The 22,974-nt window shown below is 62.5% G+C and carries 22 protein-coding genes and 1 tRNA gene; 3 read left to right on the top strand and 20 right to left on the bottom strand.

Annotated elements, in window-relative coordinates; all coding sequences use genetic code 11:
• Positions 1–180: 180 nt before the first annotated feature.
• The 8 genes from FEZ60_RS31905 to FEZ60_RS31940 form a co-directional block, all read right to left on the bottom strand.
• Positions 181–378 (bottom strand): hypothetical protein, encoded by a 198-nt coding sequence (locus FEZ60_RS31905; protein ID WP_033235958.1) that lies wholly within the window; start codon positions 376–378, stop codon positions 181–183.
• Between the two features lie 155 nt (positions 379–533).
• Positions 534–959, bottom strand: a complete 426-nt coding sequence (locus tag FEZ60_RS31910) for a DUF2752 domain-containing protein (RefSeq protein ID WP_172937926.1) — start codon at positions 957–959, stop codon at positions 534–536.
• Positions 960–1,014: 55 nt separating this feature from the next.
• The gene (locus tag FEZ60_RS31915; protein WP_033235956.1) at positions 1,015–1,620 is read right to left on the bottom strand and encodes an RDD family protein; all 606 of its coding nucleotides are present in this window, start codon (positions 1,618–1,620) and stop codon (positions 1,015–1,017) included.
• Positions 1,621–1,739: 119 nt separating this feature from the next.
• Positions 1,740–1,812 (bottom strand) — tRNA-Thr (locus FEZ60_RS31920).
• Positions 1,813–1,842: 30 nt separating this feature from the next.
• A complete protein-coding gene (locus FEZ60_RS31925) occupies positions 1,843–3,072 on the bottom strand; it encodes a DNA polymerase III subunit delta' (protein WP_033235955.1) in 1,230 nt (409 codons plus the stop codon).
• Positions 3,073–3,108: 36 nt separating this feature from the next.
• On the bottom strand, positions 3,109–6,036 hold the full coding sequence (topA, locus tag FEZ60_RS31930) for a type I DNA topoisomerase (RefSeq protein WP_033235954.1): 2,928 nt from the start codon (positions 6,034–6,036) through the stop codon (positions 3,109–3,111).
• A gap of 146 nt (positions 6,037–6,182) precedes the next feature.
• Positions 6,183–6,767 (bottom strand): hypothetical protein, encoded by a 585-nt coding sequence (locus FEZ60_RS31935; RefSeq protein ID WP_045066883.1) that lies wholly within the window; start codon positions 6,765–6,767, stop codon positions 6,183–6,185.
• A gap of 118 nt (positions 6,768–6,885) precedes the next feature.
• Positions 6,886–7,089: a cold-shock protein gene (locus FEZ60_RS31940; protein ID WP_033235953.1), complete on the bottom strand. Its 204-nt coding sequence runs from the start codon at positions 7,087–7,089 to the stop codon at positions 6,886–6,888.
• Between the two features lie 458 nt (positions 7,090–7,547).
• Here FEZ60_RS31940 and FEZ60_RS31945 point away from each other — a divergent pair, with 458 nt between their 5' ends.
• A complete protein-coding gene (locus tag FEZ60_RS31945; protein ID WP_095888115.1) occupies positions 7,548–9,836 on the top strand; it encodes a DEAD/DEAH box helicase in 2,289 nt (762 codons plus the stop codon).
• Here the strand turns inward: FEZ60_RS31945 and FEZ60_RS31950 are convergent, their stop codons facing one another.
• The 7 genes from FEZ60_RS31950 to ssd all read right to left on the bottom strand — a co-directional run bounded on the left by FEZ60_RS31950 (position 9,837) and on the right by ssd (position 14,465).
• Positions 9,837–10,187 carry an Rv3654c family TadE-like protein gene (locus FEZ60_RS31950; RefSeq protein ID WP_033235952.1) on the bottom strand — a complete coding sequence of 117 codons (351 nt, stop codon included), beginning with the start codon at positions 10,185–10,187 and terminating at the stop codon, positions 9,837–9,839.
• Complete coding sequence (locus tag FEZ60_RS31955; RefSeq protein WP_172937927.1) at positions 10,187–10,540, bottom strand: TadE family type IV pilus minor pilin; 354 nt, start codon at positions 10,538–10,540, stop codon at positions 10,187–10,189. Before FEZ60_RS31955 ends, FEZ60_RS31950 begins: the two co-directional genes overlap by 1 nt.
• A complete protein-coding gene (locus tag FEZ60_RS31960; RefSeq protein ID WP_172937931.1) occupies positions 10,540–10,731 on the bottom strand; it encodes a DUF4244 domain-containing protein in 192 nt (63 codons plus the stop codon). The genes FEZ60_RS31955 and FEZ60_RS31960 overlap by 1 nt, the downstream gene beginning before the upstream one ends.
• Positions 10,732–10,799: 68 nt before the next feature.
• A complete protein-coding gene (locus FEZ60_RS31965; RefSeq protein WP_172937932.1) occupies positions 10,800–11,324 on the bottom strand; it encodes a type II secretion system F family protein in 525 nt (174 codons plus the stop codon).
• Positions 11,325–11,380: 56 nt separating this feature from the next.
• Positions 11,381–12,169: a type II secretion system F family protein gene (locus FEZ60_RS31970; RefSeq protein WP_172937928.1), complete on the bottom strand. Its 789-nt coding sequence runs from the start codon at positions 12,167–12,169 to the stop codon at positions 11,381–11,383.
• Positions 12,166–13,368 (bottom strand): TadA family conjugal transfer-associated ATPase, encoded by a 1,203-nt coding sequence (locus FEZ60_RS31975; protein ID WP_045066569.1) that lies wholly within the window; start codon positions 13,366–13,368, stop codon positions 12,166–12,168. The genes FEZ60_RS31970 and FEZ60_RS31975 overlap by 4 nt, the downstream gene beginning before the upstream one ends.
• Entirely contained in the window at positions 13,365–14,465 is a 1,101-nt protein-coding gene (gene ssd, locus FEZ60_RS31980; protein ID WP_172937929.1) for a septum site-determining protein Ssd, read from the bottom strand. The genes FEZ60_RS31975 and ssd overlap by 4 nt, the downstream gene beginning before the upstream one ends.
• A 335-nt stretch (positions 14,466–14,800) precedes the next feature.
• On the opposite strand from ssd, the gene FEZ60_RS31985 reads away from it, so the two are divergent.
• Complete coding sequence (locus FEZ60_RS31985; protein WP_033235947.1) at positions 14,801–15,619, top strand: HAD-IB family hydrolase; 819 nt, start codon at positions 14,801–14,803, stop codon at positions 15,617–15,619.
• 401 nt (positions 15,620–16,020) lie between these two features.
• On the opposite strand, the gene FEZ60_RS31990 is transcribed toward FEZ60_RS31985, so the two are convergent.
• From FEZ60_RS31990 to FEZ60_RS32010, 5 genes are all read right to left on the bottom strand, one after another.
• A complete protein-coding gene (locus FEZ60_RS31990) occupies positions 16,021–16,773 on the bottom strand; it encodes a hypothetical protein (protein ID WP_033235946.1) in 753 nt (250 codons plus the stop codon).
• Between the two features lie 56 nt (positions 16,774–16,829).
• The gene (locus tag FEZ60_RS31995) at positions 16,830–18,554 is read right to left on the bottom strand and encodes an ABC transporter ATP-binding protein (protein ID WP_106939760.1); all 1,725 of its coding nucleotides are present in this window, start codon (positions 18,552–18,554) and stop codon (positions 16,830–16,832) included.
• A gap of 5 nt (positions 18,555–18,559) precedes the next feature.
• Positions 18,560–19,516 (bottom strand): ABC transporter permease, encoded by a 957-nt coding sequence (locus FEZ60_RS32000; RefSeq protein ID WP_019746638.1) that lies wholly within the window; start codon positions 19,514–19,516, stop codon positions 18,560–18,562.
• On the bottom strand, positions 19,509–20,435 hold the full coding sequence (locus FEZ60_RS32005; RefSeq protein ID WP_033235977.1) for an ABC transporter permease: 927 nt from the start codon (positions 20,433–20,435) through the stop codon (positions 19,509–19,511). Before FEZ60_RS32005 ends, FEZ60_RS32000 begins: the two co-directional genes overlap by 8 nt.
• Before the next feature lie 125 nt (positions 20,436–20,560).
• Positions 20,561–22,177 (bottom strand): ABC transporter substrate-binding protein, encoded by a 1,617-nt coding sequence (locus tag FEZ60_RS32010; protein WP_033235976.1) that lies wholly within the window; start codon positions 22,175–22,177, stop codon positions 20,561–20,563.
• A 364-nt stretch (positions 22,178–22,541) separates the two neighbouring features.
• Here FEZ60_RS32010 and FEZ60_RS32015 point away from each other — a divergent pair.
• Positions 22,542–22,974, top strand: a 433-nt coding sequence (locus FEZ60_RS32015; RefSeq protein WP_172937930.1) for an acetyl-coenzyme A synthetase N-terminal domain-containing protein, incomplete at its 3' end; no start/stop codon positions are given.

Genomic DNA, 22,974 nt, shown 5'->3' on the forward strand with positions numbered 1-22,974 from the left:
GGCGCAAACCGGGCTGATCTTCGAAACTAACTGGAGTGTTCGCCAGGCACTTCGTACAACCTCGTGTCACTCACCCTCGCAGGTGGGAGTCGGTGTCCGTGTCGCTCTGACCTGGAATAAGTTACGCGAAGATCAACACAACACCAAATCGCCTGGTCACAGCGCTGCGCTTTGTAAACTTCAGGGAACCCAGTACCTCTGCGCCAGTTCTTCGATGATCGGATCTCCCTCTTGCGCCAATTCGAGGGCTTCGAGGTCGTCCGACACCGACAACAATCGGGAATCGTCACCTTCTGCATCGTGAATCGGGCGTCGGCCATCCTCGGAGAGTTGGCGCAACAACTTCTCGCGCACGCGGGCCTTCAACGAATCAGCCATACCGCCAGCATGTGCCTCAGACCAGACGATGTCGAGTACTTACTCGTCATCCTTCTTGCCGAAGACCCGTCTGGCTGTCGGGATCAAGACGATCAGTGCACCGAGAAGCACGATCAGTGAGAAAACCTGCATTGCCATTTCGACCTCACTCAAATTCAGGCCGGCGCTAGCCAGCTACCCCAAGGGATGTTCCGCACAACCGTAAAGGCAACAAGCGTTCCGAGCACCGCGATTGTCATTGCCGGCGCAAGCACGATCATCCGATCGGTCAACCCGTTCCATCTGCGCACAACCCACCGCCCCCACGCGACAACCAGTACCGCGATCAACGGAACGATCAACACATTGCTCGACAACGACGCACCGATATCGAGATGCGTCAGGTCATTGACTGCTCGAAGGCCACCACACGCCGGGCACCACAGACCTGTCACCGCATACATGGGACAGACCCCGTAGCTTCCGGAATTGTGCGGATCTCGGACGTGCAAAAGCACAAAAGCCGAGACCCCCACTGCAGCGACGCCGGCCGGAGCGCTCAGCGCCCGCCAGCCCCGCACTGCGGAGGTCTCGGTCTTCATACGATCCACTGTAGAAGCTGGTGGCCACCGACAGCTGCGGCCACGCGAACCCGTTCTATCTCGCTCGAATAACGACTGAGCGAACAATCATGTCGTGCCAGCACTGGCTCTTCGAATCCCAGAGCGGCCACAAGTAGTTGAGGAAGCACGCTCCGCCGAGGATCGCTTCCAATATCCATCGCAGGAGAGCCATGGGTGGTCCCAGCGGAACACCGTCGGACTCTCGAACCACGGAGATGCCCAGCCACTTCTTCCCCAATGACTGGCCGGTATTGCCCTGACGGAAGACGTAGTTCCAGACCTCGATCAGGAGGGTCAGAACAATCCCGATCCCGATGACCAAGAGGCCGACCGAATTTGCACCTTCCGTAGTGACGGTTCCGTCGTCATACGTGGTGACCTCCGCTCCCGAGAACGCGATCACCGCGCCGATGATCGCGACGATCACGCCAGGTAGCGGCACGATGAGGTAATCGAGCAAATACGCGCCGACACGCGAAATCCAGGAGGCGTACGGGTAGGCAGGTTGCGGAGGCCCATATCCCTGCGACGACACGGGAGGCATCTGCCCGTACTGAGGTGGCTGTCCGTACTGCGGTTGCTGCCCGTACTGCGGTGGCTGGTTCGGCTGCTCGCCAGATCCCCAGTTCTGCTCCGACATGGCGATTCTCCCCTGCTCAGGCGCGTGTACGCAGGATCAGGATAAACGGGGCATCGAGTATTTACCGGTAAACGACAAGAGCCCCGCACCAGAATTTCCTGGTACGGGGCTCTTGGCCGAGCTGCCTGAGAGAATCGAACTCTCGACCTTTTCATTACGAGTGAAATGCTCTACCGACTGAGCTAAGGCAGCGTGCCTTTCGGCGATGGCGAGTCTAACTGGTCAACCCCCGGAACGCGAAAACGGGGGTCGGAAGGCTTCGCCGATACTCGCAACCATCGCGTCGAGAGCCCACTGCAACTTGACGTTGAAATCGACGGCTTCGCGGCATGCCAGCACTGCTTCGATGCACTTCAGTAGACCTTCCGGTGACGTCCGCGATGCCAGATCGGATGCCCGCTCGGCCATATCAGGATGAGTGGACGTGGACGACGACCCCAACGCGTACGACAAGGCGTCGCGGTACATGCCGGCAAGATCGATCAGCGTCCGGTCGAGAAGATCACGCTTGGCCCGCGTATCCCTCGATTTCTGCCGCGCTTCGAGTTCCTTGATCAATCCGGCAGACCCTCGGAGCGTGCCGGCTGTGCCCTTACCGGTTCCGCCGCCGCCGAGCGAGACCTTCAGTTCTTCGAGTTCACGTTCCTTGACGTCGGTGAAGAGTGTCTTGGTTTCGGACTCGATCGACTTCACCAGGTTTTCGGCTGCTTTGTACGCCGTCGATGCGGACGCGGCATCAAAGGCAAGCCGGAGCGACCGCGCACGTTCGTCCCGCGCGACATCGTCGGTAGCCAAGCGTCGCGCTCGGCCGACGTGACCACCGCTGATCGATGCGGCAAATCTCGCCTGGTCGGGAGCCAATCCGTCGCGCCCGATCAACACCTGGGCGATCGACTCGACAGACGGCGTCACGAGAGCCAAGTGCCGGCATCGCGAACGGAGTGTGACCGACATGTCCTCTGGGTCCGTGGTGGGAGCACAGAGCAGGATCACCGTGCGGTCCGGCGGCTCCTCGACAACTTTCAAGAGCGCATTGGCCGCGCCCTCGGTCAATCGATCCGCGTCCTCGACGACGATGACCTGCCAACGACCGGTCGTTGGCCTGCGCGACGCGATATTGACGATCTCGCGCATGCCTTTGACGCTGATGCTCAATCCGTCGGGAATGATCCGTCGTACGTCACCATGGGTTCCCGCCATCGTGGTTGTGCACGCATGGCACTGCCCGCATCCCGGTTCGCCGTCGGACGTGCACTGCAGGGCTGCGGCAAAGCACAGCGCCGCCACGGACCGCCCGGATCCGGGAGGCCCCGTGAAGAGCCACGCATGGGTCATATCGGATCCGCTGGAGTCGCCTCTGGCGGACAGCGCGGCGGCTCGCAAACTCTGCTCGACGTCGTGCTGACCTACCAGCCGACCGAACACACCACGTTCGGTCACATCACTACTCATGCAAAAACCTTAACCGTCGGCACCGACGAGTCCGGCTCAGTCCTTCTTCGCCGGAGCCTTCTTGGCAGCCGCTTTCTTGGCCGGGGCCTTCTTGGCGGCGGTCTTCTTCGCAGCGGCCTTCTTCGCCGGGGCTTTCTTCGCAGCGGCCTTCTTCTTCACCGGTCCGCGGGCACGACGGTCAGCGAGCAACTCCGACGCACGAGCATCCGAGATGGATTCGACGGCATCGTCCTTGCGCAGGCTGGCGTTGGTCTCACCGTCGGTGACGTACGGACCGAAACGGCCGTCCTTGATCACCATCGGCTTCTCACTGACCGGGTCGACACCCAGCTCACGCAGCGGCGGAGTAGCCGACGCCTGACGTCCACGTCGCTTGGGCTCGGCGTAGATCTTGAGCGCGTCGTCGAGGGTAACCGTGAACATCTGCTCTTCGTCGGCCAGGGAACGCGAGTCGGTGCCCTTCTTCAGATACGGACCGTATCGGCCGTTCTGAGCGGTGATCTCTTCCTTGCTCTCGGGATCGACACCCACGACGCGCGGAAGGGACAGCAACCGAAGTGCATCCTCCAAGGTGACCGTCGCCAAGTCCATGGACTTGAGCAACGATCCGGTGCGTGGCTTGGGGCCCGCAACCTTCTTCGCAGCCTTCTTCGCGGGAGCCTTCTTGGCTGCGGCCTTCTTCACCGCAGTCTTGGTGGTTCCCGCGCTGACCTCTTCCGGTTCCGGAACGGGCACGATGTCCGGCTCCGGCTCGGCCGGGGGCTCGGGGAGAATCTCCGTCACGTAAGGACCGAAGCGGCCCTCCTTCGCGACGATCTCGTTTCCGGTCAGAGGATCGACGCCCAGCTTGCGACCTTCTTGAGGCGTCGCGAACAGCTTCTCGGCGTACTCGGGGGTGAGCTCGTCCGGCGGCAGGTCATCGGGAAGATTGGCCCGCTGCGAGATCAGATCGCCTTCGGGGTCGTCCGGATTCTGAACCATGCGCTCGAGGTACGGGCCGAAGCGGCCGACGCGTACGTGAACCTCACGACCCTCGGCGTCGTCGAACAGCCGGATGGAGTTGACCTCGCGGGCGTCGATCTCCTCGAGATTGACGCCGACCATCTTCTTGAGGCCGCCTTCGCGGGCGACCGAACCTTCGGCACCGTGCTCGCCACCGAAGTAGAAGCTGCTCAGCCAGTTACCGCGCTGCTCACGTCCACCGGCAATAGCGTCGAGGTCGTCTTCCATGCCTGCGGTGAAATCGAAGTCGACCAACCGGCCGAAGTGCGCCTCGAGCAGACCGACCACGGCGAAGGCAACCCACGCCGGAACCAGTGCGCTGCCCCGCTTGTAGACGTATCCGCGGTCGAGGATGGTCTTGATGATCGACGAATACGTCGACGGTCGGCCGATACCGAGCTCTTCCAGAGTCTTGATCAGGCTGGCTTCGGTGTACCGCGCCGGCGGGTTGGTGCTGTGACCGTCGGGATCGAGCTTGGTTGCCGTGACTTCCTGGCCCTTGACCAGTATCGGAAGCCTGGATTCGGCATCGTCGGACTGACCGCCTGCCTCTTCGTCGACGCTCTCGACGTAAGCCTTGAGGAAGCCCGCAAACACGATGGTGCGACCGGACGCGGAGAACGTGCAGTCCTCACCCGTGCCGGCCGTGCCGGAAATGCGAAGCGTCAGCGTGTTGCCCCGAGCGTCGGCCATCTGCGAAGCCACGGTGCGCTGCCAGATGAGTTCGTACAACTTGAACTCGTCGGCGTCGAGCTTGGAGTGCAACTGCCCCGGCGTCTGGAACACATCGCCGGCCGGACGAATTGCCTCGTGCGCTTCCTGCGCGTTCTTGACCTTGCGGGTGTACTGACGCGGCGTCGGATGGACGTACTCCGGGCCGTACAACTCGGTGGCCTGCGCACGAGCAGCAGCGATCGCCGACTCGGACAGCGTCGTCGAGTCGGTTCGCATGTAGGTGATGTAGCCGTTTTCGTACAGACGCTGCGCGATACGCATGGCCCGCTCGGACGTGAAGCGAAGCTTGCGACCGGCCTCCTGCTGCAGCGTCGACGTCATGAACGGCGGATACGGCTTACGGGTGTACGGCTTGTCTTCTGCAGACGAAACCGTGAGGTCGACGCCGTGCAAAGCCTCGGCCAGTCGACGCGCGTACGCCTCGTCCAGCACAGTGACGGCACTGCCCTTGAGCTTTCCGTCCGGTCCGAAATCGCGACCGGAAGCAACGCGGGAACCGTCGACCGAGACAAGACGCGCACCGAAACTGCGTGGGCTGGCGTCGGCGCCGGCATCAAGCGTGGCGGAGATGTCCCAGTACGAAGCCGACTTGAACGCCATGCGCTCACGCTCACGCTGCACGATGACACGCGTAGCAACCGACTGGACGCGGCCCGCCGAGAGCCTCGGCATGACCTTCTTCCAGAGCACCGGGCTGACCTCGTAACCGTAGAGACGGTCGAGGATACGGCGGGTTTCCTGAGCGTCGACGAGGTCGATGTCGAGCTCACGGGTGTCTTCGGCAGCAGCCCGAATTGCCGGTTCGGTGATCTCGTGGAAGACCATTCGACGAACCGGAATCTTGGGCTTCAGGGTCTCGAGGAGATGCCACGCAATGGCCTCACCCTCGCGGTCGGGGTCAGTTGCGAGGAAGAGTTCGTCAGCGTCCTTCAAGAGTGACTTGAGTTCGGCGACCTTGCCCTTCTTCTCCGGGCTGACGACGTAGAGCGGCTCGAAGTCGTGATCGACGTTGACGCCGAGACGGGCCCACGGCTCGCCCTTGTACTTGGCCGGAACATCCGCTGCGCCGCGCGGCAGGTCGCGAATGTGACCGACCGATGCCTCGACTACGTAGTCCTTACCGAGGTAAGGAGCGATTTTGCGCGCCTTGGTCGGTGACTCGACGATCACGAGGCGACGAGGGTTACCGGACGCTCCCTGACCGCTGCCGTTGTCCGCTTTAGCCACCTGCTGCCCGAACCTTCCTTTGGACGATCACTGCCGTCGGCAGTTCTTCAGAACTAGACGTGTGGAGCAAGTTATACCCCGTGTCTCTCTTTACAGAGTGACATACCCGCACGACATTCGTGCAGATCAGTACAGTATGGACACGGTCAGATTTGTGGCCAGGCCGCTTCGACGTCCACGTGACGGGGTGCCTCGCCCAGGTATTCGACGAGCTTGGTCAGTCGCTTCTTGCCGGCGATACGAAGCCCTGGACCGGGCGTCCGGTTGCCCAGCTGAGTAGGTGCGATACCCACTCGCATCAAGGCTTGCGCCAACGGCGCGTGAGTCTGAGTCGCGTGCGGATCGAGGCCGAAAACGAAGCGTTCGCCGTCCTCTTCCATCCTGCCGGACGAGACTGCCCAGACCCGGAGCTGGCGGGGATTCGGAACCCATCCAGCCGGGACGGACTTCACGGCACCTTTGGTCCACTGCACGGACAGGGGCAGCAGGGCCGGCGTCGCCTGAGTTCGGACGAGCGGGCTTCCTTCATCACTACGCGTCACTTCCGCGCCGAGTCCGCATTGTGCGATCAGCTCGGCAATGGCCTGGGCCCGCCAGTCTCGATCTACGACGATCGAGATCCGAGCACGATCTTCGTTTGTCACCACCTGACCGTGTCCGGCCAGCATGCCGGCCAGGTCTGTCACGGCAGGGGGAATCGACTCGGCGGAGAAAAAGGACAGTTGGCTCACAGAGTGCAACGTAGGGCACGAGGACCGTTGCGGCATAAATAATGGGACCTATTACGAAAAGGTCTGTCCCCCATTGCGGCGAGGCAACGAGGGACAGACCGTGTCCAGCTCGGAAGAATCAGACCGCGCGAACGCCTGTCGCCTGGGGCCCCTTGTTGCCCTGCCCTACCTCGAACTCCACACGCTGGTTCTCCTCGAGGGTACGGAAACCGTTGCCCTGGATCTCGGAGTAATGAACGAAGACGTCTGCGGAACCGTCTTCGGGAGCGATGAAGCCGAAGCCCTTTTCAGCGTTGAACCACTTCACAGTGCCCTGTGCCATGCTTTTCCTTCTCTTTCTAACACCGGATTCGATGAACTGCGCTTATTCAATCCATCGGGCCCGTTCCGGCCGCAGTACCAGCTGATTTCCCCCCAGGCTTGCATCCTCGCAGGAAAGGGCAAGAGCACCACGTCCGCAACAAAAGATCCTGCGAGCGTGCACTTTCTCAAGCCTACGAACACAGAAGCTGCGACCGGTTGTCAGTCAACCATGTTCTGCGCGTGCACAACAGTCGAAATACGTTAAGAATTTGCTACCGAATATCACCGGCTTCGACCCGCCGCAGTCGGCCGCCACCCCGTGCCGCCACTTCCGCCAGCCGATGCGTATCATCAAAACTGCAGGTAACGGCAGTTTCGAACTGTCGGGACACCCGAACGCCGATCCCGGAGAGTCACGTGAACGCAGCCTCCCGCATTCCTGATCCCGACGCGGCGCCGAGCGAAACCTACGGACAGATGCTCCTCGGTCGCGTCGTCGCCGGCGTGAGCGGGAACGAAGATCCACTGACGTTCACCGCTCAACTACCTGCTCGCAGCGCCCGGTTCGCCGAATGGCCGGAGTGGTTGCACCCCAGCGTGGTCCGTTCCCTGAACGAGCACAGTGTGACCGCTCCGTGGATCCACCAGCGCACTGCCGCAGACCTTGCACACAGCGGAAACCATGTTGTGGTCGCCACCGGCACCGCCTCGGGAAAGTCACTGGCATACCAACTCCCCGTCCTGACCGCGATGGCTTCGGACCCTCTTGCCACCGCGCTCTACCTCTCCCCCACCAAAGCTCTCGGCAGCGACCAACTACGGGCAGTGCTGTCCCTCACCGACTTCGACGCCGAACTACGGGGAACCAATCCGAGCGCGTACGACGGGGACACGTCACAGGAGCTGCGCACATGGGCGCGTGAAAACTCTCGTTGGCTGTTCACGAACCCCGACATGCTGCACATCTCTCTGCTCCGCACCCATCAACGCTGGGCGCACTTCTTCCGCAATCTGAAATACGTGATCGTGGACGAATGCCACTCCTACCGCGGTGTCTTCGGATCGAATGTCGCCCTCATCATTCGCCGACTCCGACGCATCGCGGCCCGATACGGCGCCGAGCCCACGTTCATCCTGGCCAGCGCCACCACCGCAGACCCCGGAACAGCGGCTTCCCGGTTGATCGGGGCGCATTGCACCGAGGTCACCGACGACGGATCACCCCACGGGCCACGAACCGTCGCACTCTGGGAGCCTCCACTCGTGCCGGCACTCACCGGCGAGAACGGCAGTCCAGTCCGTCGCCCCGCCGGCGCCGAGGCCGCCCGGATCATGGCGGATCTGATGATCGAAGGCGCACGCACCCTCACCTTCGTACGCTCACGCCGCGGCGCGGAACTGACCGCCATGACCACCAAACGGCTACTCGCAGAAGTCGACACCGATCTGGCCGAACGAGTCGCCTCGTACCGCGCGGGATACCTCGCCGAAGACCGCCGCGAACTGGAAGCAGCACTTGCGGACGGCACGCTGCTTGGTGCGGCAACAACCAACGCGCTCGAACTGGGCGTGGACATCGCAGGGCTCGATGCCGTTGTCGTAGCTGGTTTCCCGGGGACCGTTGCCTCGTTCTGGCAACAGGCCGGACGCTCCGGTCGACGCGGCGAGGGGTCGCTGGTGGTCCTGATCGCCCGAGACGATCCCCTCGACACCTACCTTGTTCACCATCCTTCGGCCATCCTCGAGAAACCCGTCGAGGCAACCGTGACGGACCCCGGAAATCCCTACATCCTGGGACCACAATTGCTCTGCGCAGCAATGGAACTCCCGCTCTCCGACGCCGAGGTCGACTCGTTCGGAGCCATCGACGTCCTCACCAAGCTCGCAGAAGAAGGCAAGATCCGGCGGCGCACCCACGGTTGGTTCATCACGGCAGACGCCAACCCCCACGGCTCACTGGACATCCGCGGCGGCATCGGCACCCAAGTAGCAATTGTCGACGGCGAATCCGGGCGGATGCTGGGAACCGTCGACACCGGACGGGCACCCGCCACCGTCCACCCCGGTGCGGTCCACATTCACCAGGGTGATGCGTACGTGGTGGACGAACTCGACCTCGAAGTCGGTCTGGCACTGGTCCATGCGGAAAATCCGGACTGGACCACCTCGGCGCGCGAAACCACCGAGATCATCATCACCGAACAACTCGAACACAAGAATTACGGCGACATCACCGTCGCACTCGTGCGCGTCGAAGTGACCCATCAGGTTGTGGGGTACCTCCGACGCCTCAACTCCGGCGAAGTCCTCGATTCCATCGAATTGGATATGCCCGCACATACGCTGGAGACCAGGGCCGTGATGTACACGGTCACACCGGAACTACTCGAATCCGTCGGCGTCTCACCCGAGCGGTTCCCCGGGGCGCTGCATGCGGCAGAGCATGCAGCGATCGGACTCCTGCCATTGGTCGCCATCTGCGACCGAGGCGACATCGGCGGAGTGTCGACGGCAATCCACGCCGACACCGGTCTGCCCACCGTGTTCGTCTACGACGGCCACGCCGGTGGCGCGGGATTTGCCGATCGGGGGCACAGTGAACTCTCACGCTGGCTTTCCGCAACCCGCGACGCAATTACCTCGTGCGAGTGCGCCAACGGTTGCCCCTCGTGCGTCTACTCCCCCAAGTGCGGCAACGGAAACGATCCACTCGACAAGGACGGCGCCGTCAAGATCCTTACGGCCGTCATCGACACCATCAGCTGACTAGTCGACAGGGCCAGCGCGCGCCGATGCCTCCGCATCGCCGATACCGAAGCGGGACAACAATACCGGCGCCCGCACTTGAACAATGACATCCCAGTCCTCGACAGTGCACTCCGCGAGTACTGTTCGCATCCGCGTCGCAACGTCGATTGCCGCGGCGCAACCTGCCTCCGCGCCGCGCTCGAGCGCTCCGGCCCCCGCCAAGGCCGAGAGATCCGCAGACGACTGGGCGGTGTGACGAGCGGTGACCGCCGAACCCACGTGCAGCAGCCCACCCGTCACCGCGACGATCCCGGCCAGCGCAATACACGAAAACACTGTTGCGATACCGTCGTCCGCCTGCAGAGTCATCAGTCCGCACCGGGTTCCACAGCAGCGACTGCTTCTGCGGTGATGTCCAACATCGGCAGCAAAACACTGTCGGCGCTCACCACCGCCACGGCAAATCCGTCCACGATCTGCACGGAAATCCGGGCGTCGGAGGGTGCGATTCGGCGCGACGTGGTGACCGCGTTGTCCCGATCCCCGCGGGCCGTCAATCTCGCAGCCTCACGAGCAGCATCCACACACCGAACCTGCATCGTCACCGCTAGTACCGCGCCGACGCACAGCACCACCACAGTGATCATCGAGGCGAGCGCAATTGCTGCCTCGACCGTGACTGCACCGTCATCAGCCTCGCGGATGCTACTCGTGGACAACATCACACAGCTGTCTTGAGCGCTTTGTCGATAATCCCGGTGAGCGCCGTGACAATGGAATCGCCGGTGACCACCGAATAGAGAACCGCTCCGAACGCCGCGGCGGCAATGGTCCCGATTGCATACTCTGCCGTGGACATTCCGTCGTCCTCGGCGACGAGCAACGTCAACCTCGCTGACAACTTTCCCATCATTCCGAACATCGTTTTCCCCTCCTGTAAGACCACGACAGTTGTTCTGCCGCGGAAGAATCGTGGTTCTTTCAGATAAGCCCGTCGCCGAGTACCGACGACGCCAATCCGATCACCACCGGCACTATCCCCAGCGCGAGAAACGCAGGCAGGAAACAGAGTCCGAGCGGACCACTGATCAGCACGCCCGCGCGTTCGGCGGACGCGGCAGCAACATCCTCCGCGTCATCTCGACGGCGTTCTGCAAGTTCCGCCATCGAGACGGACAGCGTCGTCCCCGACCGTGACGACCGGCGCGCCAGTCGGGCAAGTGATTCGGTGTCGGGATCCAACGCAGCTTCGCCCCAGGCCACATCCGGATCGGCGCCAAGGGTGAGCAGATCCGATACACGCCGCAAAGCGGCGTCCATCGGCGCCGGCGCAGTAGCAGCAACAGCCCCCACTGCTTCGGCAACCGGTAAACCGCCACGAAGGCATGCAGCTAGAAGGTCGAAACTTGCTGCGACTGCCAGAGGATCGCCGACCGGTGGCTCGTCCGGCAGAACTGTATCCACGGCACTTCTGTCGAGCATTGTTGCCATGCGTGGCAGTGACATTCGGGTGTCCGGAACTATCCATAACGACAGCGCGATCGTCACTAATCCCAGCCAGATCACGAGGTAACCTTCGACGTGATCTTGTCGGTCCACAGGAGGCCGAGAGCTACCAACCCCGTTCCGACTACCAGCATCACTCCGCCCGCGCCACCCCCGAACAGCACCTGCAACGGCGCCGCCCCCATCAGCTCACCCAATCCGATGCCGAGGACCGGCAACCCCGCCAGTACCGTCGCGGTAGCTCGCGCGCCGGCCAGTCCGGCCTCGGTGCGCTGACGGAAACGGTTGCGACCCAACATATCCGTCCGCACAGCTCCTAGAAGTTCGGCCAGCGCCAGACCGTATCGTTCAGCGACAGACCACGCTGACGCAACACGCACCAACTCCCTGTCGACGAGCGAACCACCGGATCGGAATGCATCGGCTGCACTGCCACCCAACCGAGCTCGCGCCGAACCGCGACGGAATACTTCCCCCACAGCGCCCGAGCACTCCTCACCGGCAATGGAACACGCGGACGCCGGGTGCGCACCGATCCGCAACTCTGCAATCAGGACCTCCAATCCGGCAAGCAGCAACGCCAGTTCCGAGCCCCTTGCCAACGATGCCTTCGTCCGCCGAGCACGAAAGAGCGCAGTTCCCACTGCAATCGCGGCAGCGACCAATGCAGAGATACCGCCGAACAACGCACCCAGTACCAGTGGCAGTGCAGCGACAATCAACGTCCACGGCACGGTGAATGATGCCTTCCCCCGCGAATCTGCGAATTCGAGGAGCCTGGAACGCGAATTCACCGTCGGAGCAACCATCACCGACAGCGCGCACAGCAGCAATGTGGCGCTCATGCCGGCAGCCCGTCCCGATCACTGCGCCCGTCCCGATCACGGAGGCGCAGCATTCTTTCGAGTTGATCGCGCCCCGGACCAGCAGCCGGCCATGCCTGGTTGATGTGTACGAATCCGTCTGCGCCGCGGTTAATGACCCCGATCTGCTCGAGTCGCCGAGAACCGTCGGCGGAGCGATGCACGTGTAGAACCACCTGGACTGCGGCTGCAAGTTGACTGTGCAACGCATGTCGATCCATTCCTCCCAACGCGGCCAAGGCCTCCAACCGCGCCGGCACTTCCTCGGGCGAATTCGCGTGGATGGTGCCTGCCCCGCCGTCATGGCCCGTATTCAGGGCCGTCAGAAGGTCGATGACCTCGGCTCCCCGCACTTCGCCCACGACAATGCGGTCGGGTCGCATGCGCAACGCCTGTCGCACGAGATCACGTACCGCTACCTCGCCGACGCCCTCCACGTTCGGCGCGCGTGCGACCAGACGAACCACATGCGGATGTGGCGGAGCCAGCTCGGCCGCATCCTCGACGCAGATGATCCGTTCCCTGGGGTCGACCGCACCGAGCACAGCCGACAGCAATGTCGTTTTCCCCGCACCGGTGCCACCGATCACAAGAAAAGCCAAACGGCACATGATGATTCGATCAAGCAGCGCACGCGCCTCCGGTTCGATCGCCCCGCGAGCGCACAATGCGTCAAGACCTTGCGTTGCAGGTCTGAGCACCCGTAGCGACAAGCAGGTTCCCCCCTGTGCGACCGGCGCGAGAACAGCGTGCAACCTGACACCGAAATGCCCGTCGCCGACTCCGCGTAACCGGCCGTCGACCCACGGCTGTGCGTCGTCGAGTCGCCTTCCGGACGACAAGGCCAAACGCGCAGCAAGGCGTCGCACCGCTGCCTCGTCCGCAAATTTCACGCTCGTTCGTTCCAGTCCCACCCCACGATCGACCCACACCTGGTCAGGAGCAGTCACCAGGACATCCGCGACTCCTGGTTCATGCAACAAAGACTCGAGCGGCCCGGCGCCGGTCAGCTCGGTCTGGAGAATTCGCACGACCTCGAGCAGATCTGTATCACCGAGCACTCCGGCGGACTCAGCCCGAACGGCGTCGGCGACCGTCGCCGCTGTCGGCTCAGCGGCCGTCGACGCCGCCAACCGATCGCGGACCCGATCGAGCAGTTCAGCCGTGACCAGCCCACTCATGCTGCAGCACTCCAGAAACGTGATCCCGCCGCGAGTCCGTCCAGCACCGCGTCCGCTCCGAGGGTCAGCGCGCACTTGCGTCGTAATTCCAGCCCGCCGCGTTCGAGCATCGACCCGAGCGAGCGGTGTCCCCGGACAACTGCGATCAACGGCAACCCGAGCATGGTCGCAACATCTGCCCCGCGCAGACCACCCGGAGCCGGTCCGCGCACCAACAACCCGATATTCGAATTATGTTGCGCCGCCCACATTCCCACCTTCTCCGCAGCGACGCAGGCTGCCACCGTCGCGGGAACAACCATCACGACGGCATCCGAACCCTCCAATACGGCCTCACCCTCCAGCCCTCGACAACCGGAAACATCGCACACGACAAGACCGCCGGATCGTCGGCCGGCGTCGAGCACCGCCCCGAGCGCAGTGACCGAAGGACCACCAATCTCCCTGCGGCTGCACGAGAGCACCCGCAGGTGCTGCCCGCGAGCGGGCAGAGCATCACGAAGCGCATCCGCCGACAAACGCCCACCCTCAACCGTCAACGCCGCCCATCGCAACCCTGGAACATTTTCGACACCGAGCACGACGTCCGCGCCGCAACCAAGTGCGTCGACGTCGACAAGCATCGTCGGGATGCGACGGGCGGCGGACGCCAAGGCGATCGCCGCGGCGCTTACCGAGGCACCAGCTCCGCCACACGCGCCGACAACGGCAACAACTGTGCCCTCGCCACGGCTCACCGAGTGCTCGGCTAACACTGCAACCAGCGCATTCTCGTCCGCCGGCAGTGTGAATACCGCCTGGGCGCCGATCGAGGTCGCGTATTTCCACTCGTCGAGCGTCGGTTCGGACTCACCGACAAGGAAGACGCGTGAACGCCTCGGGTTGCGGCTCGAGCACGCCTTCGCGTGTGCAATGTCCAGCACCACCGCGGATGCCCTGTTCCATTGTTGGCGCGATACCGGTTGTGGCCCCTCGTCCGCCGACTGATCAACGGCAGCCACGACGCGCCGCACGCTGGCAAGAAGCAGCGGATCTTCGACCAACACAAGGACATCCGCGTCGACATGCCCTGATTCCCCTGAAGCATTCGAGTTCATGAGCACGAGCCTGAGCGTTGTCGCCGGTAAAGAACAGATACCCGAATCGAGCTGTGGACAACTCGGGTTCTGTGGATAACTCTCACTTGACGAAGCCGAGTTGATGTACCCGAGAAAGTGGACAACCCCCGCCTGGGGGGAGGCGGGGGTTGTCTTGTCTGTTCAGCCCCGGGGGGTTGGGCTGAACACAGTCCGAGCAAGTCGAACTGCCGTAATCCTACACTGCAAATGTCCGGGAAATGCAAGCCTGAACAGCAGCGATTCGTAAGTGTCGCCGTTCATTTCCCGGTTGTGGTGACGCAACCGAACCGACTGTCGGACTATCCTCGGTAGCTGTGACCGACAAGCTTGGGAATGGACTGACAACCGGGCGGACTGCCGCTTTCTTCGACCTCGACAAAACCGTCATAGCCAAATCCAGCACGTTGGCTTTCAGCAGACCGTTCTTCGCGCAAGGATTGATCAACCGGCGCTCGGTTCTCAAGAGCAGCTACGCGCAGTTCCTGTTCCTGCTCTCGGGCGCCGATCACGATCAGATGGAGCGCTTGCGCGCACACATCACCGCGATGTGTGCCGGCTGGGATGTGGAACAGGTCAAGTCGATCGTCGCGGAGACTCTGCACGACATTGTCGACCCCCTCGTCTACGCCGAGGCCGCCGACTTGATTGCCGACCACAAGGTGCGCGGCCACGATGTCATCGTGGTGTCCGCGTCGGGCGAGGAGATCGTCGCTCCGATCGCCCGCGCACTGGGAGCAACGCACTCGGTCGCGACGTCGATGAAGGAAGAGGACGGGCACTACACGGGCGAGGTCGACTTCTACTGCTACGGCCCCGGCAAAGTGGAAGCCATGGAAAAACTCGCAGCCGAGTACGGATACGACCTCTCCGCGAGTTACGCCTATTCCGACTCGATCACCGACTTGCCGATGCTCGAGGCCGTCGGGCATCCGAGTGCCGTCAACCCCGACCGCGCGCTTCGCAAGGCAGCAGCCGGAAATGGTTGGCCCATACTGACTTTCTCGAATCCGGTCTCGCTTCGCGCTCGGCTGTCAGCACAGTCGGGCACCGCTGTGGCGACTACTGCAGCGCTCGGAATCGGAGCTGTGACAGCCGGTGTTGTGACGTTTGCACTACTTCGCCGAAAACGGTGAAACTTCAAGCACACAAACAAAAATTGATACTTGCTGTGAGCCGCAACACAGGGTACAAAGGAGTTACGGAAGAACGGAAGGCCAGGAACGGCTCAGAAGAGAAGGACCGTTTCCCCAACCCGGATTCCCAGCACGGGCACTAGGGCACCCACGCGGAGCACAAGCCACTATAAGGGCAGAAGTGTTGTGGGCCTGCGAGATTCGTTCAATTTGAGCGAGGACTCCGCACAAGTTGCGGGGACGACCTCAAAATGGCGATCCCTCGCCGAGGCCATCCACACAACCCACCGAGCACGCTTGGTAACGAGTAGTCCGTGCTAACGGGCGGCGAAGTCGATAATCGGCAGCGCCGCCCGTTTTGTGTGTGGAACGAGCCCGATGTGGAACCAGCCCGATGTTGGTTAGCTCGGACTCGCGGCATCGGCAATCGACGTTGCCTCGCGAGCACCAGCTTCAAGCGCGCCGCAACACAGAATTACCCAACTCCCGACGCCTTCCGGACGACCGGAAGCAAATCCCGCGGCTCCATCGGCGTACGCCTGCGGCCTACGCAGCCAACTGACCTCAGGGACGCCGAGGTTGTGGGGATCCAAACCGGACGAGACTGCGACGAGTCGGGACGCGGCGCGCGCCACAATGCCGTCGGCGGTACCGAACGGACTCAGTGCCAACAATTCGCCGTGCACGACTGCCGCAAGAACCGGAGCCGGCGCCGACGTTCCACCCGTCACCAGTTGGGCGAGAGCGTCGAGACGCTCGCCGACGCCCGGATCCATGCGAGGTCGTCCCAGTTCGTCAGGATCCTCGACCAGATCTGCCGCCGCCAGTAGGTGCAACCTGGCCAAAGCCTGCAGCGGCGCCCGTTTCCACGTGGACTCCATCAGTGGCAGACCGTCACCGTCCAGCGCCTGCGCAACCCGCAGGGCGCCGGCAAGAATCGGATCACCGGCCATCCCCTCTGCCGGCAGCTCCGTCGACCCGCCCGCCAAAGACGCCGATGCCCGAGCGGCGCGGACTGCAGCTTCGGCAGCCGTCGTCGGCCATCCGCGTCGGTTGGTTTTGTGCCGATGCACCTCACCGAGTGCGTCGCGCGCGTGATCAGCGGCGGCGCGTACGCCTGGAAGATCGACGAGGGGCTGCAAGGGGTCCGTCACGATCAACGACGGTACCCTTGCAGCCCCTCTGTGGACTTGCCTACCTACCTGTTGCGTCAGCTTCCCAGCTTGATGGACCCACCGGGAATCGCGTCGAGCAACTTGCGTGTGTAGTCCTGCTGCGGATTGCCGAACACGTCGTCGATCGGCGCCGATTCGACGATCGAGCCACGCGACATCACCAACACGTTGTCCGCGATCTGACGAACCACGGCCAGGTCGTGCGTGATGAAGAGGTACGTCAACCCGAACTCTGCCTGCAGGTCGTTGAGCAGGGTCAAGATCTGATCCTGTACGAGCACGTCGAGAGCGGACACCGCCTCGTCGCAGATCACGACCTCCGGCTGCAAGGCCAACGCTCGCGCAATTGCGACGCGCTGACGCTGTCCACCGGACAGCTCGTTCGGGAACCGTCGCATGACCGACTGGGGCAGACCGACCTTGTCGAGAAGTTCGCGGACGCGAGCCTCACGTTCGGCTTTGGTCCCGACCTTGTGGGTACGCAGCGGCTCTTCGATCGTGCGGTAGATCGAGTACATCGGGTCGAGCGTGCCGTAAGGGTTCTGGAAGATCGGCTGCACTCGGCGACGGAACGCAAAAGTTTCCTTCGCACCGAGTTCGGACACGTCCTGACCGTCGAAGACCACGTTGCCTGCAGTGGGCTCGAGCAAACCGAGAACCATCTGCGCGACCGTCGACTTACCGGAACCCGATTCGCCGACGATCGCCGTGGTGGTTCCGCGGCGGACCTTGAAGGACACGTCGTTCACAGCTGTGAAGTCGGTGGTCTTGCGGAAACCCTTGCGCAGCTTGAACACCTTGGTCAGATGATCGACAACAAGAACGTCGTCGGTCGCCTTGCCGAAGGACTCTGCCGTACTTTCCTCGGCCTTGACCGCTTCGGCGACCTCTTCCGCCTGTTCCCGAATCTCGGCGCGGGCCACCGACGAACTGAGCCGCTTCGACGCCAACGACGGCGCAGCAGCGACCAGCTTCTGCGTGTACGGGTGTTGCGGTCGCTTCAGAATCTCCAGTGCCGGACCGGATTCGACGATGCGACCCTTGCTCATCACGATCAGGTGCTCGGCACGCTCGGCGGCCAACCCCAGATCGTGGGTGATGAGCAGAACGGCGGTGCCGAGTTCCGTTGTCAGACCGTCGAGGTGGTCGAGAATCTGACGCTGAACCGTGACGTCGAGCGCCGACGTCGGCTCGTCCGCGATCAGGAGTTTCGGACGAGCTGACAATCCGATCGCGATGAGCGCACGCTGACGCATACCGCCCGAGAACTCGTGGGGGTACTGCCCCAGCCGGCTCTCGGCGTCAGCGAGACCTGCCTCCTCGAGCAACTCCGCGGCGCGAACCTTGGCTGCCTTGCCCTTGGCGATCCCGTTGGCGGCCAGTGCTTCCTCGATCTGGAAGCCCACTTTCCACACCGGGTTCAGATTCGACATCGGGTCCTGCGGAACCAAACCGATCTGGCTGCCCCGGATGTGGACGAAGTCCTTCTCCGAGACCTTCGAGATGTCCTTGCCGTCGAAGATGATCTCGCCTGCCGTCACCTTGCCGGTGCCGGGAAGCAGATTGATGATCGAGTGCGCGGTAGTGGACTTACCCGAACCCGATTCGCCGACGATGGCGACCGTCTGACCCGGATAGACGGTCAGGCTGACGCCTCGAACTGCCGGAACCGGACCGGAATTGGACTGGAACGACACCTCGAGATCACGAATCTCGAGCAGCGGAGTTTCCTCCGAGGTGAGAGTTTCCTTGGTGGTCATCGTGCTCACCGCTTCCGCGACTTGGGATCAAGGGCGTCGCGCAGCGCGTCACCCATCATGATGAATCCGAGGACGGTGATCGCCAAAGCCGTTGCCGGGTAGAACAGAATGGTCGATCCCTGACGCAGCGTCACCTGAGCGTTGCTGATGTCACCGCCCCACGAAACCTCGGTGGACGGGAGCCCGATACCGAGGAAGGACAGCGTCGCCTCGGCAACGATGTACGTGCCGAGCGAGATGGTGGCCACCACGATGATGGGAGCCAACGAGTTCGGGATGACGTGGCGAATCAGGGTCTTGAGCTTCGAGACACCCAACGCTTCCGAAGCCATGACGTAATCGTTGTTCTTCGCCGAAATCACCGCACCACGAGCAATTCTTGCCATCTGCGGCCAGCCGAAGAGCGCCAGGACGCCGACGACGGTCCAGATGGTGCGATCGGTGAACAGCTGCATCAGAACGATGGCAGCGAGGATCAGCGGGATACCGAAGAAGATGTCGGCGACACGGGAGAGAATCGAATCGGTCCAGCCTCCGTAGAACCCGGACAGTGCACCGAAGATCACTCCGATCACCAGCACCGACGCCGTGACGCCGACGCCCACGAGTACGGATGCGCGAGCACCGTAGATGGTGCGCGAGTAGACGTCACAGCCCTGACGATCGAAACCGAACCAGTGCCCTGAGGTCGGCCCCTGCATGCTGTAGGTCAGATCGCAGAACCGCGGATCGGTGCTCGTGAACAAGCTCGGAAACGCTGCGATGACGATGACCGCGAGGATGATGATCGTCGAGATGATGAACAGGGGACGCTTGCGCAGATCGCGCCACGCGTCGGTCCACATGCTCGTCGGCGCCTGATCGAGCTTGACGGCGTCCGTCTCCCCCGGTGCCGCAACTTCGGGCGGTGCCACGAAATGACTTTGCCGGACTGCACGTCCGGTCTTCACGGTCTCAGACATAGCGGATCCTCGGATCGAGCGCGGCGTACAAGAGGTCGACGAGCAGATTCGCGATCAGGTAGATCACGATCAGGATGGTGACAAACGAAACCACCGTCGGCGCTTCACCTCTGGTCACCGCCTGGTAGATCGTGCCGCCGACGCCGTTGATGTTGAAGATGCCCTCGGTGACGATGGCGCCGCCCATCAACGTCGCGAGGTCGGCACCCAGGAAGGTGACCACGGGGATCAGCGAGTTGCGCAACACGTGCACGCGAACCACTCGTCCGCGGGAAAGTCCCTTGGCGGTGGCTGTTCGCACGTAGTCGGCACTCAGGTTCTCCGCCACGGACGTTCGGGTAAGTCGCAGTACGTAGGCAAACGAGACCGAACCCAGAACCAGGGCGGGGAGCAGGAGATTCTTGAAGCTGGTGTTGCCACCGACCGTCGGCGGGACGATGCCCCATTTGACGCCGATGAAGAACTGAGCCAGGAAGCCGATCACGAAGATCGGGATGGCGATGAGAACGAGGCTGAACAGCAGGACGGTGCTGTCGAAGAATCCGCCCTTACGCAGGCCGGCGATGAGGCCGAAGCCGACACCGAAGACCGTCTCGACGATCAGTGCCATGAAGGCAAGTTTCATCGTGATCGGAAATGCCTGTGCCAGAACTTCACTGACAGGCCGTCCGGAGAACGACGTGCCGAAGTCCAGCGTGAAGATGCCCTTCAAGTACAGCAGGTACTGCTGATAGAAGGGGAGATCGAGGTGGTAGCGCTCCCGAAGCTGCTGTGCAACAGCCGGACTGAGCGCCTTGTCGCCCGCCAACGCGGCAATCGGATCACCGGGAAGCAAGAAGACCATGGCGTAGATCAGAAGAGTGGCCCCGAGAAAAACCGGGATCATTTGAAGCACTCGGCGACCGATGTACCAGAGCATCGGATCACCTCCTTGTCGATGATCGTGTACGTCAGCGGACAATCCGACGTGAACACGAGTTCGGGGCAGCAGGCAGAGCGCCTGCCACCCCGAACTCACGTTTCAGATGCGGATCGTTCTACGCGTCAGTTCTTTTCGATGTCTTCGTAGACCGGAATACCATTCCAGCTGATGGTGACGTTGGAGACGTTCTCCGACCATCCACTCGCTGCGTTGCGGTACCACGTCGGAACTGCAGGCAGGTCCTTGAGCAGGACTTCCTGAGCCTGATCGAGCAGTTCCTGAGCCTTCGCCTGATCGGTCTGACCGGCCGATTCGCGCAGGAGGCGGTCGAACTCGGGGTTGGAGTAGTCACCGTCGTTGGAGCTGCCACCGGTCTGGTAGTTCTGCGCCAGGAAGCCGTACTGCTGCGGGTAGTCACCCTGCCAGCCGGCACGGAATGCACTCTGGATGGTGCGGTTGGTGGCTTCGGTACGGATCTGAGCAAAGGTGGGGTACTGCTTGCCCTTTGCGTCGATGCCGAGGGTGTTGCGGATGCTGTTCGACGTGGCGTCGACCCATTCCTGGTGTCCACCATCGGAGTTGTACGCGATCTCGAAGCTGCCCGACCACGGAGCAATTGCATCGGCCTTCGCCCAAGCAGCCTTGGCTGCCTCGGGATCGAACTTCACGTTGCCGTTTCCGGTCAGCGAGTCGTTCCAACCCTCGATTGCGGGACTGGTGAAGTCGAGCGCAGGCGTCCTGGTCTTGTTGTAGATCTGCTGCGTGATCTGATCGCGGTTGATCGCCATCGAGATCGCCTGACGGCGGAGCATGCCCTCTTCGCCGCTGAAGTGCGGCAGGCGCCCCGGGATCGTGACCAATTCGATGGTTGCCGACGGCTGGTTGACCGTGCGTCCGGGCAGGTCCGACTCGAAGGTCGTGACCGCGCTCGGCGGAACCTGGTCGAGAACATCGACATTGTTGGCCAGGAGATCGGTGTACGCCGTGTCGAGGCTGTTGTACATGATGAAGTCGACGCCGGCGTTCTTCGGCTTGCGGTTGCCGTTGTAATCCGGGTTCACGACCGTGTCGATACGGACGTTGTGCTGCCACGCACCCGTTCCGTCGAGCTTGTACGGACCGTTACCGATCGGATTCTCACCGAACGCGGTCATGTCCTGGTAAGCGACCTCAGGCAGCGGGTAGTACGCCGAGTGGCCGAGGCGGTCGGGGAACGCCGATTCGGGCTGCTTGAGTTCGATCGTGAAGGTGGAGTCGTCCACTACCTTCAGACCCGACATCGTCTGCGCCGTCGGGACCTCGGCTGCAACTTCGTCGAAGCCCTTGATCGGATCGAAGAACGAAGCCTGAATCTGAGCATTGGTGGAGAGAGCGCCGTAGTTCCACGCGTCGACGAACGACTTCGCGGTGACCGGGGTGCCGTCGGTGAAGGTCCAGCCCTCCTTGAGCTTGACGGTGAAGTTCTGACCATCCGTACTGTCGATGGACTCGGCCACCTCGTTCTCCGTGCCACCAGCGGCGGTGTACGAAACGAGGCCGGCAAATACGGCGTCGACGACGCGGCCGCCCATGTTCTCGCCCGTGTTCGTAGGGATCAACGGATTCTGGGGCTCGCCCGCCCAGGCGTTGACGACCCCGCTGGACGATCCGCCCGACGAATCGTCGGACGAACATGCCGTGATCAGCACTGCCGTCATTCCGAGCGCGACCGCACCGGTCGCTATGCGTGAGATACGCAAAGGAGTTCCTTCCACATCTAATAGACCCCGAGCATGCTCGTGGCCTGCCGACAACCGTAACTGCCGGCGTCGTGTCGCCTACAACTGAAGATGAACGTAACTTCGAGTTGCGGTCGAATAATGGTTTGACAATAGACACATCAACCTCGAAGTGCGCACCGCACCCATTGTTGAAAATTTGGGGGTAATTCAATTCGGACACATTCATTCGTCGTCGGAAGCGACCACCCGTCGCATCGATTCGACCGATCGTCGCAGGACAACGAGTTGCAACGTGATGCAACGGTGCGTTTGCGCGAGCTTGTGACTACCCTCACACGGAGTCAGAAAAGTGTCGATCAATGTGGAAAGAAGGCCGTCAGCCATGACAAGCGCAGCCGAAACGGACGTCCCCCAGGCATATCCGCCGAGCGCAGAGTTCGCTGCGGCCGCCAACGCGGGACCGGAACTGCAGGCTGCCGCAGATACCGACCGCCTTGCTTTTTGGGCGAATCAGGCTGAGCGCCTTCACTGGCACCAGAAATGGACCGACGTCCTCGACTGGACCGACGCCCCCGTCGCGAAATGGTTCGTCGGCGGACAGTTGAATGTCGCCTACAACTGCGTCGACCGCCACGTCCTCGCCGGCAACGGTGACCGCGTCGCCATTCACTTCGAAGGCGAACCGGGCGATTCCCGCGATCTGACCTACAACGACCTTCTCGCCGAAGTCAGCCGCGCCGCAAACACTTTCACCGACCTCGGCCTCGTCGCCGGCGACCGCGTCGCCATCTACATGCCGATGATCCCCGAAGCGA

The organism is Rhodococcus sp. MS16, assembly GCF_013277795.1.
GTDB classification, from domain to species: Bacteria; Actinomycetota; Actinomycetes; order Mycobacteriales; family Mycobacteriaceae; genus Rhodococcus_F; species Rhodococcus_F globerula.